The organism is Desulfovibrio sp. JC010 (assembly GCF_010470675.1).
Taxonomy (GTDB): domain Bacteria; phylum Desulfobacterota; class Desulfovibrionia; order Desulfovibrionales; family Desulfovibrionaceae; genus Maridesulfovibrio.
Map to the genome: position 1 here is coordinate 336,032 of NZ_VOIQ01000002.1, position 15,518 is coordinate 351,549.

Annotated in this window: 12 protein-coding genes; 3 read left to right on the top strand and 9 right to left on the bottom strand. The window is 49.7% G+C overall.

Features of this window, described 5'->3' with window-relative positions; all coding sequences use genetic code 11:
- Window positions 1-418: 418 nt before the first annotated feature.
- The 4 genes from FMR86_RS03735 to FMR86_RS03750 form a co-directional block, all read right to left on the bottom strand.
- Window positions 419-2,122 carry a flagellar hook protein FlgE gene (locus FMR86_RS03735; protein WP_163349738.1) on the bottom strand — a complete coding sequence of 568 codons (1,704 nt, stop codon included), beginning with the start codon at window positions 2,120-2,122 and terminating at the stop codon, window positions 419-421.
- A 72-nt stretch (window positions 2,123-2,194) separates the two neighbouring features.
- The gene (locus FMR86_RS03740) at window positions 2,195-2,932 is read right to left on the bottom strand and encodes a flagellar hook assembly protein FlgD (protein ID WP_163349739.1); all 738 of its coding nucleotides are present in this window, start codon (window positions 2,930-2,932) and stop codon (window positions 2,195-2,197) included.
- Window positions 2,933-2,974: 42 nt separating this feature from the next.
- Window positions 2,975-4,720 (bottom strand): flagellar hook-length control protein FliK, encoded by a 1,746-nt coding sequence (locus tag FMR86_RS03745; RefSeq protein ID WP_163349740.1) that lies wholly within the window; start codon window positions 4,718-4,720, stop codon window positions 2,975-2,977.
- Between the two features lie 136 nt (window positions 4,721-4,856).
- The gene (locus FMR86_RS03750) at window positions 4,857-6,269 is read right to left on the bottom strand and encodes a glycosyltransferase family 9 protein (protein ID WP_163349741.1); all 1,413 of its coding nucleotides are present in this window, start codon (window positions 6,267-6,269) and stop codon (window positions 4,857-4,859) included.
- 246 nt (window positions 6,270-6,515) lie between these two features.
- Between FMR86_RS03750 and FMR86_RS03755 the strand changes: the two genes are divergently transcribed.
- Entirely contained in the window at window positions 6,516-7,415 is a 900-nt protein-coding gene (locus FMR86_RS03755; protein ID WP_163349742.1) for an Abi family protein, read from the top strand.
- Between the two features lie 184 nt (window positions 7,416-7,599).
- On the opposite strand, the gene FMR86_RS03760 is transcribed toward FMR86_RS03755, so the two are convergent.
- Window positions 7,600-9,540 (bottom strand): hypothetical protein, encoded by a 1,941-nt coding sequence (locus FMR86_RS03760; RefSeq protein WP_163349743.1) that lies wholly within the window; start codon window positions 9,538-9,540, stop codon window positions 7,600-7,602.
- Between the two features lie 239 nt (window positions 9,541-9,779).
- Window positions 9,780-10,424 (bottom strand): fructose-6-phosphate aldolase, encoded by a 645-nt coding sequence (gene fsa / locus FMR86_RS03765; RefSeq protein WP_163349744.1) that lies wholly within the window; start codon window positions 10,422-10,424, stop codon window positions 9,780-9,782.
- Between the two features lie 404 nt (window positions 10,425-10,828).
- Between fsa and trpB the strand changes: the two genes are divergently transcribed.
- Window positions 10,829-12,040 (top strand): tryptophan synthase subunit beta, encoded by a 1,212-nt coding sequence (gene trpB, locus FMR86_RS03770; RefSeq protein ID WP_163349745.1) that lies wholly within the window; start codon window positions 10,829-10,831, stop codon window positions 12,038-12,040.
- A 305-nt stretch (window positions 12,041-12,345) separates the two neighbouring features.
- On the opposite strand, the gene FMR86_RS03775 is transcribed toward trpB, so the two are convergent.
- Window positions 12,346-13,104 carry a YkgJ family cysteine cluster protein gene (locus tag FMR86_RS03775; protein WP_163349746.1) on the bottom strand — a complete coding sequence of 253 codons (759 nt, stop codon included), beginning with the start codon at window positions 13,102-13,104 and terminating at the stop codon, window positions 12,346-12,348.
- Window positions 13,088-14,032, bottom strand: a complete 945-nt coding sequence (locus FMR86_RS03780) for a bile acid:sodium symporter family protein (protein WP_163349747.1) — start codon at window positions 14,030-14,032, stop codon at window positions 13,088-13,090. Before FMR86_RS03780 ends, FMR86_RS03775 begins: the two co-directional genes overlap by 17 nt.
- A 144-nt stretch (window positions 14,033-14,176) precedes the next feature.
- On the opposite strand from FMR86_RS03780, the gene FMR86_RS03785 reads away from it, so the two are divergent.
- On the top strand, window positions 14,177-15,211 hold the full coding sequence (locus FMR86_RS03785; RefSeq protein WP_163349748.1) for a DUF2156 domain-containing protein: 1,035 nt from the start codon (window positions 14,177-14,179) through the stop codon (window positions 15,209-15,211).
- On the opposite strand, the gene FMR86_RS03790 is transcribed toward FMR86_RS03785, so the two are convergent.
- A complete protein-coding gene (locus FMR86_RS03790) occupies window positions 15,199-15,516 on the bottom strand; it encodes an Hpt domain-containing protein (protein ID WP_163349749.1) in 318 nt (105 codons plus the stop codon). The genes FMR86_RS03785 and FMR86_RS03790 overlap by 13 nt on opposite strands.
- Window positions 15,517-15,518: the final 2 nt, after the last annotated feature.

The following is a 15,518-nucleotide window of genomic DNA, read 5'->3' on the forward strand; positions in this document are numbered from 1 at the left end:
TACAGCCTCTTAAAGATATAAATAAAGTCTAGACTTCTTTAGATTGCGCTGAAGAGTCAATTTTTTCCCGCCGTTGCGGCTATATTTTCAAACAAGCGGCAAAGCTGTCCCACCCACACGCAACACACTGTTTTAAAAGCACTTATCACCAAACACCTATCTAAAAGAGGTAAATTATTCCGCTGGCAGGAATTAAGAGCACGTCAAAAAAATATTAAGAGCAAGACTGATATCAAAAGAACGAAAAGCTTTCTTAATAAAGAACAAACAAAAAATGGGAACCCCGCAATCCGAAACGGCATATTCGGATGCGGGGTTCCCGGGTACCTGTGCAGTCGGGGGAGTCAATCCCGTCTGCGGAGGTTGTAGAAGGAGTTTTCCTATATATTCAGCATCTATTCAGGATACTTTATTCACTTTAGCGCTTGAGCTGGATAAGCTCGCCCATCATGGTATCAGTGGTGGTGATAACCTTTGAGTTGGCCTGAAAACCACGCTGGGTGGTAATCATGTTCACAAACTCGACAGCAAGGTCCACGTTGGACATTTCAAGGGAGTTGGAGGCGATGGAGCCTTTACCGCCGCTGTTGGGCAGCCCGGTCAGGGCATCACCGGATTCCCTTGTCTCGGTGAAGAGGTTACCGCCTTCACGTCTTAAACCCCAGTCATTGTTGAATGAGGCGAGAGTCAGGACATAGAGCTCCTGAATCTGTCCGTTGGAGTAACGCCCGGTCAAGACACCGTCCCTGCTCACAGAGGTACTCTGCAAAAAGCCTGCGGTGTAACCGTCCTGAGACTGGAACAGGGTTGTTGAACCGGAATCGTAAGTAGTTGTGGACAGTGCGCTCTTTTCAGCTTCACCGAAATTGGGGAGACCACTGACCGCCAGTGCAGGATAATCACCACTGGCATCGGTACCAGAAAGGCCATCCAGCGTTGCAACAGCATCGGTAGTCAGAACACTACCCCAGCCTTTAACGCCACCGGCAGCAGTGGAAAGGTCCTGGTTGCTCAAACCGAAGTTCATTTCAATGGTTACCGGCTCATTGGCACCGTTGGTGTAACTGGCGTTGGACCTTGAAAGGAAGTTTGCGGTCATAACCGGCAGACCATCCTGAGAGAATTCAGACAAACTCCAAAAAGATGGAGTTCTGGCCTCGCCACTATTATCAGCTTCGGGAGGAAAGCCGGCACCAGCGTTACTCTTAAGGGTATAAGATGTCATTCCGGTCAGATCACCTGCTGCGTTGAAAGTCATGGTACCGGTCATAAGCAGTCCGGCTGATTCGGTTCCTGCATAAGAGGTTCCGTCACCGAACAACCGTCCGTCTTCAGCCGGATCACAGGTTACGATATATTCCCAGACCTTCTTGCCGCCTTCACCTTCAAGGGTTACCTGATCAAAATATGTGGTTACGTTATGTGCGGAACCGTTGGCATCATACACTTTAATAGTAGACTGATAAGCGTAGAGGGAATCACCCAGAGCAGGATCGTCAGTACCGTCCCATGAATCAAAAAGGGCGTGGTACGGGTTGGCTCCACCTACACGGCTCGCTTCACTGGAATCAAGGTTGGTGATTACGTTGATGGTGGTGGTTTCCTTGGGAGCGGACTGGAAATTTTCCAATCTGATGTCAGTAGGAACACCGATTGTGCGTACGGAATTACTGGTGTTTACGCTGGTACCGGTGGCAACCTGAGAACTGCTTTCATCCTGTACCTGCCAACCCTGCAACACATAACCGTGGGGGTCGGTGAGGTAACCGTCTTTATCAAAACGGAAGTTACCGGCCCTTGTGTAATAAGAAGTGTCTTCACCCTTGGGGGAGACAATGAAAAATCCGTCACCACCGATAGCGAGGTCGGTGGACTCAGAGGTTGTTTCAAATGAACCCTGAGCATAGTCGGCATAAATTGCCCCTACCTGTACGCCTCGACCGACCTGAGCAATACCGGTGGCGGTGGACATATCCTGGCTGATTGCATCTTCAAAGTGCATCTTGGCACTTTTGAAGCCGACTGTGTTTACGTTTGCGATGTTGTTACCAAGCACGGACATTTTGTCGCCATGTGCCTGCAAACCTGTGATACCTGAGAATAATGATGCTGATAAACCCATAAGAACCTCCTAAAGCCCTGTTGACTCGCGAATGTTGCCTTATTCTTCAAACGGGGAAATTGCCGTAACCCTTTAGCTTGAAGAAGAATCGCCTGAATCAGATGATTCACTTGATGAATCGGTAACTTCCGTCGGACTTACTACTTCCTTGATGTTGAGGAAGTTGATGTAGCGACCGTCTTTAAGGTGCAGGTACTGCTGCCCACCCTCGGAAACAACTCCGGAGACTTCGCCACTTACTTCCGTCTTAACCATTACCGGGCTGCCGTTTGCGTCTTCCGCCGCCATGGCGATAGTGTAAACACCGTCCGGAACATCTTTGCCTGCCCAGTTCTTTCCGTCCCATTCGAACTCATAGGTCCCTTCAGCCTTAGAGCCGAGCTGAACTGTGCGCATAAGATTCTGGTTTTTGTCGTAAATGTTAATGAACGCGTTTGCCACGGGTTCACCCAGACCGTAGAATATCTTGCTGACCTTATCCCCTTCACGGCTCACGGTATAACCTTCCGCCTTGACTTCCTTGCCGATGAAGCCGACTGCGGAGACCATCTGGTCCTGCGTGCCGCTGTTGATCATGGTCTTCATGTTTGTATTCATCTGGGTGAGCTGCTCCAGACTGGAGAACTGTGCCATCTGCGCCATGTACTCTTTATCTTCCATGGGGTTGGCCGGGTCCTGATTCTGCATCTGGGTAAGGAGAAGCTTCAGGAAATCATCCTGACCAAGCTGGCTTTTATGCTCAGGCTGGTTGCTGGCTGCCATATCGGCTTCCGCCCTTCCGAGTATGTTACTGAACCCTACGTATCCCATGACTACACCTCTTTATTTTTACTAAGCGGGCCTAAACTTATGTTAAGTCACTATGTAAAGCCCGCTCTGGGAAATTTGTGCCTTGTGATCTACACTTTGCATTTCCTGGGCCAAAGAGGTTCCTTCCTGTCTTAAAGTCTGCCAACGCTTACGCATTTCGGCCATCATTTCCTGATATTGCGCTGTGTTATGATCTTCTGCATTTTTCCATGAAGAGTCGGTCTGACCATCTGCAATACCGGTCTGAACCTCAAGTTTTTCCACTTTGAGACCCTGCTCTTCCAGAGCCTGCTTCACAACTTCCAGCTGCTCGGCAATAACTTTCGCTGTATCGGGATTTTCAGCCCTGATTGTGGCCTGTACATCCTTGTTCTTGACCTGCAGCATCACGTTAACTGTACCGAGATCATGGGGATTGAGCTGCAATGTCAGCTGCTTGGTTCCCTGACCGAGGTTCTTGAAAACTCCTTCCTGAATCTGCTCAAGAACATTGGAACGGGCAGTTTTTTCCCACATGGTATCGGTCTTGCCTGCCTGTGCGGACTTAACCGCATTCTGCAGGGTGCCGACGCCATTACCGAAAATACTGCCGTTGAGATTGCCCTCGCCCCTTACAAAAGATTCGTCGGTAAGCTTGCCGAAGAAATTATTCCAGCTGTCCTGATCATCGGAATCGGAAAGCAGCTGTTCCAGCCAATGACGGTTGGAATTTTTATCATCACTCTGCCCGGCCTGCTGCCTGGCGGAATTGGAATCGCCCTTGAGGTCCGCACCGTTCTTCGAAGGATTGCCGTCCTTCTGTGCGGAATTTTCCGCCCCGTTCTGGGCGTCCTGCTTAGTGCTCTCGCCGATCTCCTTGGTCACGCCCATGGAGTCGCTGATAGCATCAGCAGAAGCCATACGCACAACGCTGGGAGACTGGTCGGAAGCTTTTTCCATGGCGGAATGCAGGGAGTCGGCCACACTCTTGACCAGCTTCAGGTCCTTGGCGTCCTGCGCGTTCTGCTGCTGGGCCAATGCGGTTTTGAGAACAGAAAACCCCTTCTTCAGGTCAGCTACAGTCGCGCCGTCGGAGGTCAACAGATCGGAGACCTTTTTGGCCGCATCACCGTTAAGCTTCAACAGATCGGTAAGGGTCTTTGTTTCATCTTTGGAAAGCTGGAGCTTGTCGGCATCAGACATGGTTGCAAGCTTGGCCTGCATCTTTTCAACCACATCGCCGAGCTTGCCCTGACGGATTGAAGCCAGAAGACCTTTCGATTCATCAGGACTGAATCCCAGCTGGGAGAAAATTGAATTCAGATTCTGCTCCTGAACCGGACTGAGCGTGATTCCCTTCAATCCCTTCATCATGCCGGAAAGTTCGGACACAAGCTGACCGTAGGTAATGCCGTTTTCACTCATCACCTTCTCTTCAAGTTCAGCAATGTCCTTTTTATCAAGGCCGTACTCTTCAAGCTCTTCCTTGATTTCATTCCAGTCCTCGCGGCTTACAGTCAGGTCCTGCGGCTGTTCCTCCACAGACTGCATGGCCACATTTTCCGCTGCTTCATCAATATAGTCGACAGCGCGTTCAGACTCTGTGTATGCAGAAGTCTCTTCGTACACAGACTGTGAATCATTCACGAAGTCCTGAGCCTGCTGAAATGTCGATTCAACATCGGACTGGCTGGAATAAAGAAAGCTGTCAAACATTGATGAGCGGAAAGACCCCTCTGACAGTGAAGTTCTATCCAGAAGGTTGCTCAAATCCTGATTACTTTGTTCGAGATGTGGAAGTATTTTCATTTTCTGACTCCTCGACATTCTTATATTCACGAGGCGTGCCAAAAACGAAAACCAACTATTTCAGGACATTAAAACCAAAAGAAGGCGTTCAAGATGTGGAACTTTATTCCTAATCAGGCAAAAAGTTCAGCTTGGCTTAATTTTTAATGATGATGGAAGCCAGCTGTTCGTAATGGGAAAGAGCCTGAATCCAGGCATGGCGGCTGTAGCCGTAATTCTGCAAAAAAAGATGTATAAATCCGCTAAATTGTCTCAAAACAACAGGACATGCATTCCAAAAGGAATCTTCAAGTGGGATACTGCGGGACAAGCCCCGGCTGAACTCCTTACCCAGACGCGGCAGATGGCCGGCCATTTTAGTAGCAAGAATCGGATTCTGCCGGGCAAACTCTTTCCAAAGCATTTCTGCTCCGTCAATACCCCAAAGTCCGAAAATCGCCCCGAAATACTGCTGCCAGAAACGGCCTAAAAGATCTCCGGCCTGCGCCCTGCTGCCGTTCAGCTGCTTCAAATGATAAAGCCCGTTGCGATTTCTGGCTGAAAAAGACAGACGCAAGCCCGGCATATTCATTTTGCTCAGCGCGTCACGGTCTTCAATAATCATTCTCTTGGCGGCAACGGCAATGCGCGAAGGGGTAAAAGGGGTATGGCAATGCAGTTTATCACGCGAACAGGTCCAGCAGCCCAACGCACAACTCATGGTGGAACGGAGCACATAATGGTCATTCTGGTACGGTCCGGTTTCCCACGGATTAACATTACCCATGGAAAGGTTGAGCACCTTAAGCCCGGACCATGCGGCAAGATGCATAGGGCCGGTATCCGGGGTAATGAACAGCTGCAAAGACTGGCCCACAGCTATCAATTCACCGAGATTTAGTTTGCCGGACATATCCAACACCGGGCCTTTAAACAGCCGGGCAACTTCCTGCCCCATCCCCTGCTCCATGGGACCGCCGAAAAGCACAGGACGCAAGCCCCGTTTCAACAGCTCCGCGCACAAATCCGCCCAGAATCGGACTGAGGGACGCTTGGCTTCCTCGCTGGCTCCAAGAAAAAGTCCGATGCGGTTGGACTCATGGGACAAAGTCCGCGGCTGAGGCCATCTAGTGGATGCAATTTCACTCAAAGGAATGCAATCCAGCGCATTCAAATCCGCCCAGTGAAAAAGATTATGGCGGTTATTTTCCACCACACTGGCCCGGTAAAGCTGCCAGTTTCCGAGAATATGGGTAGTTCCGTCACTCCCCGCCACCGGGCCGAGCTTGGCTTCCGCCTTCAGCTCCCCGGCAAGAGATGCGGCCTGATCACGGATACTCAGATTGATAATCAGCTCGTACTTCCTCTTACTCAGCTCATCCAGCCTTTCCCACGGCAGATAATACACCTTCAGGCTGACCGGCATGAGCGGACGAAAAAACTTCTCCTCAGCCACCACCCAGATGGGATGACCGGGATAAGCTCTTTCCAGCCAGAGAAAAAGCGGAAAGGAGAGGATCAGATCCCCCATGCGCTGCATCTGGAGAACAAGTATCGGGCGTTTGTGCATGTGCGCAGTCTACAGGAATATTTTGGAAAATTCCAATCCTCAACATGCTATAGGATTCTTGTATTTGACAATCGTGCTTGAGCGGCTATAATTTACTTGTAAAGAATGTTGACCAACTGCCTGTTGACGAGTTGCTGCATCTGATATATTTACGACTCCAGCTGTTGAGGCAGTCTAAAATTGAGCAATACCCGCCACGCCTAGTTGGTTCCTTGTGATCCAATGCGTACCAGGGCGGGTTATTTTATGCTTGTTTATCAAGACCTATACTTAAACAGTGCTGACCAGATTGAACATCTTAAAAATCTGGGTCTCTCCATTAATGACCGCGCCAGAGCGGAGCGGTATTTAAATTTCATTTCCTTCCATAGACTTTCACAATATTTTACACCCTACCAGCAGAGCGGCAAAAAGGAATTTTTGCCCGGTACGTCTTTTGATGATGTTCTCAAACTGTATATTTTTGATCGACATTTGCGACAGATAACAATGGACGGGCTTGAGCGGGTAGAGGTAGCGATCCGGGCCTGTATTGTGCACACCATGTGTGAGGCTTTCGGCTCTCACTGGTATATGGACAGGGGCGTCTTTAAATCCTCTTATGATCACGCTCGCCTTATAGAAGACGTTAAGCAGGCGACTGGATTTTATGATTCCAGAAAGCGTACAAAATCCTGCGGTCATTATTTCAATACATACAGCAGCCCTGATCTTCCGCCCATGTGGACGGTTTCCGAATGTCTTTCTTTTGGCAAATGGGAATACATTTATAAAGGAATTGCCGACAACTCGTTGCGCAAGAAAATAGCCAAGCAGTTGAATCTTAGCCAACACGACCTTGCTTCATGGATTAAGTCACTGGCTTACACCCGGAATTGCTGCGCTCATTATGCCAGACTCTGGAATTTGAAATTTACAATTAAACCGGCGCAGATCAGACGCTTGCGCAGTGTTGCCGGGGTGACTCCCGGAAACGGCAATACGTATTACATGCAGGCTATTGCTATTCATGATGTTTTGAAAAGTATTGTGCGGCATAGTCACTGGGCGGATATGCTTTATCAGCATATAGAGACATGTCCTTTGCCGATACAGGAAGCAGGGTTTCCCGTAGACTGGCACAAGGAATCTTTTTGGGGATTGTAATCGCAAAAACAAAAAGGCCCGCCGGTACCCCTAAAGTTTCCCGGTTGGCCTCAAAAAAATTGTAGCATTATTTTGTGGTAATGCAATGGCATTGCAATTTTATTTTTGTGTTTCAACCTGCACTAATGTTTTTTGAATTAAATATGTAGCTGTTGCAGGTTTTAGTTAAATTAGTTCTTTCTAATTAAGAAAGTATCACTTTTCCCCCGTCTGAAATTTGAACTTGGTCAGCTCCTAGCGGTCCACCAATGGTTATTGTCGGAATACGAATTGTTACGGCATTCCCCGTATTGGAAGCAACTACAAATTCTGTTTTAGCTTCCAACGCTGCTTGATTTGTCACGACTTTATTGTCAATAAGCCATGAGAGGGAAATACCATCTAATATTAGAGCATCAGTTTTGCCGCTAAAGTTTGATCCATTAATTGTAAATTCATAATTGTTTATATCTCCGTCTCCTACTCGTGAAGTGTCATTCGCAACAATACTACTCACAACAATTGCAGGATTAGCAATACTATCCATCTCCGCTTCCATAGCAGCAACAGTGCTTTTCGAAAGCACTGAATCAATATCATTCTGAATATCAATTCTCTGAGCAGTAGTGAGACCTGTTTTGCTTGCCATTTCAGACTGCATGAGCAGGGAGCCTTTTGTGGTCCTGATGATATAGACGGCAGTTGCGGTGGAGACAGCCACATTCTGCCCTGCGTAGGGGGCGAAATCACGCTCGTTGATTTTGGTGGAGCCGAGAGGCAGGCTTACGCTTGACCATACCGTGGCGGCGGGGAAAATTATGTCGCCATTAGCGTCAATGGAAAGACCTATGTTCTGCAATTCAGCGCGGGTGATCTGGGTTGCCCGCAATTCTTTAGTGCGCAGCACCTTGATGATTTTATCGGCTGTTCCTTCAATGTGTTTCGCGTCCTGAATGGCACGCTTGAAGGTCACGGGGTTGGTGTTGTGCGTAAAAAGTATGAGGTCGTCGCTATGGTTGAGCCTTTTACCTTCACAATTGAAAGCCTTTGCAAAGTCGCCTGCAAGCAGCGCACTCATGTCCCAGACAGGAAATTCAAGGGAAAGGCCGAAACGTTCATCATATCCGGCGTAGCGGTAATCAACCTTCTGCGCTTCAAATGAAATAACCGCCGGACCTGCGTCGGTGTTCACCGCGCCTCGGTAAACGGCCTGTGTGTCGGACCATTTCCAGCCGCCGTCCAGTTGCAGCCATTCCAGCACGTTTACCGTGGCCCCGACTTCGGTTGCCAGACTGGTAACGTCTTTTGCGGAAAGCTCCACATTGTCCATTTCATCAAAGCTGGTGTGCTCGATACCCAGCGAACCGGACAGCTTGAACCAGTCATTGCCGAAAGCATCCCAGAGCTTGGCAACATGCTGGCTACCGCCGCCGAAGCCTACGTATGCGGAGGTGTAGGTGGTATCGGTAAGAAATTTGTTCAGGGTCTCGCGGGTGCCGTCCACAAAATAAAAGGAATAAATCCCTTTGAATTCGTTGTTGTAGCCTTCAACTATTTCGGCATAGTTTTCATATTGCAGGGCTGCGGTGTATTGCGGCATGCGCATGGTTTCTTTGCCGCTGATGGCGAAATTGTCTTCCTCGTCCTTTTCAAGATAGGCCAGCGTAAAGCGCATGACTCCAAGCCCTTCCTGCTCGGTTTCATCAACCAGCGTGAAAGCGTGGGAGGTTGCGACCTGCAAAAGTTCATCGGACCATGTTACGTCGGCAATACCTGCCCAGCGGTCCTGCCAGCCAAGCCACATGTATGCGCCGCGCAGTTCCAGAATTTCTTTGTTGAAAAGGTACTCGGTGGAGAAGATCGCGCCGTCGCGCTTGGTGTCCAGCTTGTAGGAAAATTTGCTGTCGGAAAGGTTGATTCCTGTGTCGGTTCCTTCGCGCCCGGTGGAATCGGCAAAAAGGGTATTTTGTCCGCTGTCGGAAGTGGACAACGCGCCGGGGCTGGAAAAGGTAAAGGTCGAGTCGCCTATTTTATATGTGCCGGAACCGGAAGAGAGGGAGAACGGACTTGCGGAAGCATCGGCCTTGCACACCTGCGCTTTTTCCGGTGCGAAGATATTATAATCCGCAGCAACGGCAGGGGTCACACCTAAGCAGAGCAGAGCAGAGCAGAGGCTTATGAACAGCAGTGAGCAGCTTTTTCAACATCAAATTTAACTTCCCCGACATGAATTTGAATATCAGCAATAATACCGATACCGCACACTATAGAAACATTAATGCATGGTCAAGAAATGCGATAATATTTACAATAATCAAGCACATAAAAACCCCGGTCCCTCCACACGGAGAACCGGGGTCAAAATCCAAACAATGCGGCAAAGACTTACTTGGTCAGCTTTGCCCAATCCGCATCAAAAGAGGCCAGCCCCTTGTCGGTAAGGGGATGGGCGGCAAGCTGGCTGATTACGCTGTACGGGATGGTTGCCACATCCGCACCGATAAGCGCGGAATCCAGCACGTGCATGGGATGACGAATGGAAGCCACCAGCACCTTGGTGGGGAAATCATAATTATCAAAGATGGTGCGGATCTGCTCGATCAGTTCCATACCGTCCTGTGATATTCCGTCCAGACGGCCCACAAACGGACTTACGTAGGTTGCTCCCGCCTTGGCGGCCAGCAGGGCCTGCAAAGGTGAAAAAACAAGGGTCACGTTGGTCTTTACACCCTTGCGGTACAATCTCTCGGTTGCCACCAGTCCTTCGGTAGTCATGGGGACCTTGATGACCACGTTATCACCGAAAGAAGCCAGTTCATCGGCCATGCTGACCATTTCATCAGCAGTTTCACCGACAACTTCCAGACTGACCGGGCCCTCCACTTCGGCGCAAATTGCCTCGGCCTGCTTGCGCCAGTCACCGCCCTCGCGGGAGAGCAGGGTCGGGTTGGTGGTCACCCCGTCCATCAGCCCCTGTGCTTTCGCCTTTCTGATCTCATCAAGGTTTGCAGTATCCAGAAAAAATTCCATATTCACCTCTCTTAATAACTGTCAGCTATAACTGAGCTTTTCTATATTCATTTTCCCCGAAACAACTTTAAATTCAACTTCCATTATTTCCTACATAGCCCATTTTTCACACGAGCAAAAGCACTATATTCTGAAATATCTACAACTTAACAGGAGCATCCCCCGAAAAAGCATGGATATTGACAACATTCAAGGAGCGGGGTAAACACTTTTTCACTATGAACGTTTCTTACTCCAACTTTACACTTTATTTTTGGTGGTGGCGCAGCTAATGCGTCGCGGTTGGTTACGTTCAAAAAACAGGTAACAAATAAAAATATTATAGAACCGCGACAGTGAAAACTGATCGCGGTTTTTTTATGCCTGCACAGCACTGTCGCAAAAAAGATTTCAGGAGAGAAAAAATGACTGACAACGCAACTATCAATGCAGACGGCTTTTTTGGTGAATACGGCGGACAGTACGTTCCCGAACAGCTTCTTCCTATCCTGAATGAGCTGGCGGAAACTTACGAAAAATTCAGGAAAGATCCCGAATTCATCAAAGAATTCCAGTACTACCTCGCAAAATATTCCGGCCGCCCCACCCCTCTCTATCTCTGCGCCAACCTCACAGAAGAACTGGGCGGTGCAAAAATCTACCTCAAGCGTGAGGACCTCAACCACCTCGGCGCGCACAAGGTCAACAACACCATCGGCCAGATTCTGCTGGCAAAACGCATGGGCAAGAAAAAAATCATCGCTGAAACCGGTGCCGGACAGCACGGCGTCGCCACAGCCGCAACCTGCGCACTCATGGGCATGGAATGTACCATCGTCATGGGTGAAGTGGATATGGAACGCCAGAAGCTGAATGTTTTCCGCATGCGCATGATGGGTGCCAACGTTGTTGCCGCAAAGTCCGGCCAGAAGACACTTAAGGAAGCTGTGGACGAAGCCCTCGCCGCATGGATCGGCGACGCTGAAAACACCTTCTACCTGCTCGGTTCCGCAGTGGGACCGCACCCCTACCCGGTCATGGTCCGCGACTTCCAGTCCGTAATCGGTAAAGAAGCCAAGCAGCAGTGCCTTGAAGACGAAGGCCGTCTGCCCGACTACTGCATCGCCTGTGTGGGCGGCGGCTCCAACGCTATCGGTATGTTCGCGGATTTCATCGGCGACGAATCCGTTAAGCTGGTCGGTGTCGAGCCTTCCGGCCGCAGCCTTGAGCCGGGCGAACATGCCGCAACCCTCTGTCTCGGAGAGCCCGGCATTATGCACGGTTTCAATTCCTACATGCTCAAGGACGAACAGGGCGAACCCGCTCCGGTATATTCCATTTCCGCAGGTCTTGATTATCCCAGCGTAGGACCCGAGCATTCCCATCTCAAGGACCTCGGCCGGGCGCAGTACGAACACGCTTCCGACAAGGAAGCAACCGATGCATTCTTCAAGCTTTCCCAGACCGAAGGCATCATCCCCGCCCTTGAGTCCTCCCACGCGCTGGCCTATGCCCTCAAGCTGGCACCGCAGCTCGACAAGGACAAAATCATCGTGGTCAACCTCTCCGGTCGCGGCGACAAAGACGTGGCCCAGATCGAAGAAATGATCAGCAAAGGCGAACTTGAATTGCCTTAAAGGCATGCCTCCGGCGGCCCTTCGGTGACCAAAGAACTTTTTTTTGGAAAAAAAGGTTCTCTGGACTCTCCAAAAAAACTTTTAACAGGGCTTCGCCGCTTCGCGCGATAACTCATCAATAAAACGAAGGCCGTAATATCTTTCGAGATATTACGGCCTTCGTGGTTATGTCGTCTTAAAAAACTATATGCGAAGCTTAACTAAAACGTCTTTGAAAGAGAGGGGATGGGGGCTGGGGAAGGGGAGAGAAAACTTTGGGCGTTAGCAAAGTTTTTTCTCCCCTTCCCCAGCCGCCGGAGGCAAAATTACATCTGGCCGGCCAGTTTTTCACCGCTCAGCCATTTGGCGTACGTTCCTTCAAAATCGGTCATGATCTGAGCCATGAGCGGCATGAAGGAACAGATATTACCGTCTATGTTGAATCCGGCAAGATAGGCGGCCTGCCCGGCATAGATCAGGTCCTTCTGGACCATGATCAATGAATTCTGGGGGACAGATATTTTGTTTTTGGAATCGAAGCTCTTGCGGCATGCTTCCACGTCCGTGGAAATCCAGTTCCGGGCCAGCACCGGGCGCACTTCGTAGATGGAGCATTTGTCGGCTTTCAGGAAAGGACAGGGCTGGAAATAATTTTTTGCGTATTCTTCAAGAGTTGCGGATTCAAGCCCGGCTGCGATGGCAAGGCATTGCTCGGCAAGCTCGGTGAATTCGTCGGCACTGCGGGTTGCAGCCAGATGCAGACCGATGTGAAACCCTTCCTGCGGGGTCACGGTGATATGCGAGGAGCAACAGTAAGAGCATCCGGCACCGCAGGCAATCTTGAAAGCGGGATCAAGGGATTGCACCTGCCCCAGAATGGCGTTGAAGTTGGCCTCGAACAACCCGATTCCCTTTTGGGCCAGCAGTGACGGAAATAATTCCTGCTCCGGACTGATGGAACCGGAATCTGCACAGACAGCGAGACTCATGTCCCGCAGCAGTTTTTTAAGCTCCGGGTGCTCTTCAAACAGGGGATAAACATTGGCCAGAATGGAATCAATGACTTCATCAAGACTTTTCTTCATTACTCTCTCCTGAAGAAATTACTCGGTTACGGTTGGCGAGCAATATCCCCGAAATATTGTGCCAGAGGCTGAACAAAGCACCCGGCAACGCACTCGCTATTCCAAAATATTTGGTCGCAAGGGCCACACCCAGACCGGAATTCTGCATGCCCACCTCAATTGCAAGGGTCAGGCTGTCGCGATGACTGAATCCGGACAATCTGCCTGCTCCGTATCCGGCACCCAGGCCGCCGAGATTGTGCAGGGCTACGGCGGCAAAAATCAGCAACGGAAAAGAAGCCAGCATATCCCGGTTCAGACCGATAATACATGCTATGAGCATGGCAATTACCACAATTGAGATAGAAGGAAAAATGTGCAGCAGCGGATCCAGCCTTTGCTTGAGCAGCCTGCGCAGTACCAGACCGTCCACCAGCGGAAAAATCACAATCCAGAATACGGACTTAACCATGGGCAGAAATGGTATTTCTATCTGCTGGTTAAGAACAAGATAAATGATCAACGGGGTCAGAACCGGGGCAAGGCAGGTGGAAACAAGGGTCATGGTCACCGAGAGGGCCACATTAGCCCTTGCCAGATGCGCAATGACATTTGAAGCCGTTCCGCCGGGGCAGGCCCCGACCACCACCATACCGATCAGGGCTTCCTGCGGCAGGCCGAACAATGCGGACAGCCCCACCGCCAGAACCGGCATGACCGTATACTGCAGCAGAACGCCAAGCCCCACGGCCCTAAAATTCCTTATTGCAGCTGCAAAGTCACTGAACTCAAGGGTCAACCCCATACCGAACATGATAATCCCCAGACTGAGAGCAATATGGGGCTTCATCCATATAAAAAGTGACGGTTCAAGAAAAGCGGCAAAGCTCAAAAATACTGCCAGTAAAAGAAAATGCCGTTCAATAAAGCTGCATAAAGGACCAACCATCATCACTCCTGCGAAAAAGACTTGCAAACCTAGCCCTGCTGTAGTTCATAATTGCCCCTCCCGCAAGCGAGTGCATGCTTCCACTTGAACATGAATCCATTTTTGATATATAATAGGCTAAAACTTTTAGCTTTACATAGACTTATGAACTTGAACAGAACTGCACAATTTCGTTTTCTCTTAAGTGATGATCCGCTGGCCGCCCCGGCGTTGCTGCCCTATTTAAAAATATACGGCAACAGGTGCATGTCTTACTCAACCACTCAACCGGGCCTGAAACATGCGCTGCTGGAATCAGTGGGTTACATCTCATGGCTGGAAATAAATCCATTGTTCATGGGAAAACACGCCGTAATCCTTTCTGAACCGGTTGCCCCGCCGGAGCTGCAGGTGTCCCTCATCAAAAGACTTGAACGCCATTTAGGCAAATTGACCCTTGTCCAGATAGGGGAACCATTGGCTGCAAAGCTGCATGAGCAAGGATACTCTGTTTACCAGATCGGAGTGGAAAGTGAACTGGATATTCAGAGCTTTAATCTGGACGGCAAACACAAAAATTCTCTGCGCCGCTGGCGGAACAAGGCATTAAATTCAGGTGTCGTAGTTGAGGAAAGCCTGCTTTCGGAAACAAACTGCAGGGAAGTGGAAGAAATTTGCCATGACTGGCTGAAAGGCAAAGGAGGCAAGGAGCTGTCTTTCCTGACCCGGCCCATGCCCAAAACCGATGAAGACGGTGTCCGCTTTTTCTGGGCCAGACAGGGCGATGAACTGCTCGGTTTTTCAGGATTTGACCCTATGTACGACAATGGCAGAACTATCGGTTACTATCATAATTTCGACCGCATCTGCTCCGGGGCGGTAAACGGGACTTCCCCCTTCACCCTGCTGCAGGCCATGGATAAATTCCGCTCAGAAGGCAAAAAAACATTAAGCCTCGGGCTTTCCCCGCTCTATGGAATGGATAGTGGGTACAATCTGGTCGGACCGCTGCAGAAAATTGCGCAACTTTTTTATGAGTACGGGGAAAAAATATATCCGTTCAAAGGAAATGCAGGACACAAAGCAAAATTCTGCGGCAGAAAGAAAAAGGTATACGTAGCGAGTAATGCGGGCTGGTTCAGAACAATGGTGGCGGCGGCGACAGCGTGCGGTCTGGAAGTAAAAAATCAGCTGACCTGAACTTTCAACTCATCAAGATAGAAACGGTATTTCTTGACCAACGGCAGCAAAGCTTCTTCCATGCCCAGCTTGGAGACATCCTGTATGGTCATGCCCAGCCGGGAAAGCGGATCAAGACAAAAATTGGCCGCAGCCCCTTTCAGGCTATGTCCCAGACGGCCGACTTCCTTCAGGTTTCCGGCCTCAAGGCTGGTTTCCATCTGCTGCAGTTCTTCGAACTGGTGCATTACAAAATGGGGAATCAACTCCCTGAGATCGTCATTTATGACGAACAATTCCTGTCCTGAATTTTCTTCAGAAACCATCT

Bases quoted from the DNA above. Each gene is read 5' to 3' on its own strand.
- fsa (WP_163349744.1), bottom strand. From the start codon at position 10,424: ATGGAATTTTTTCTGGATACTGCAAACCTTGATGAGATCAGAAAGGCG.
- FMR86_RS03775 (WP_163349746.1), bottom strand. From the start codon at position 13,104: ATGAAGAAAAGTCTTGATGAAGTCATTGATTCCATTCTGGCCAATGTT.
- FMR86_RS03780 (WP_163349747.1), bottom strand. From the start codon at position 14,032: ATGGTTGGTCCTTTATGCAGCTTTATTGAACGGCATTTTCTTTTACTG.
- FMR86_RS03740 (WP_163349739.1), bottom strand. From the start codon at position 2,932: ATGGGATACGTAGGGTTCAGTAACATACTCGGAAGGGCGGAAGCCGAT.
- FMR86_RS03755 (WP_163349742.1), top strand. From the start codon at position 6,516: ATGCTTGTTTATCAAGACCTATACTTAAACAGTGCTGACCAGATTGAA.
- trpB (WP_163349745.1), top strand. From the start codon at position 10,829: ATGACTGACAACGCAACTATCAATGCAGACGGCTTTTTTGGTGAATAC.
- FMR86_RS03790 (WP_163349749.1), bottom strand. From the start codon at position 15,516: ATGGTTTCTGAAGAAAATTCAGGACAGGAATTGTTCGTCATAAATGAC.
- FMR86_RS03745 (WP_163349740.1), bottom strand. From the start codon at position 4,720: ATGAAAATACTTCCACATCTCGAACAAAGTAATCAGGATTTGAGCAAC.
- FMR86_RS03785 (WP_163349748.1), top strand. From the start codon at position 14,177: ATGAACTTGAACAGAACTGCACAATTTCGTTTTCTCTTAAGTGATGAT.
- FMR86_RS03735 (WP_163349738.1), bottom strand. From the start codon at position 2,122: ATGGGTTTATCAGCATCATTATTCTCAGGTATCACAGGTTTGCAGGCA.
- FMR86_RS03750 (WP_163349741.1), bottom strand. From the start codon at position 6,269: ATGCACAAACGCCCGATACTTGTTCTCCAGATGCAGCGCATGGGGGAT.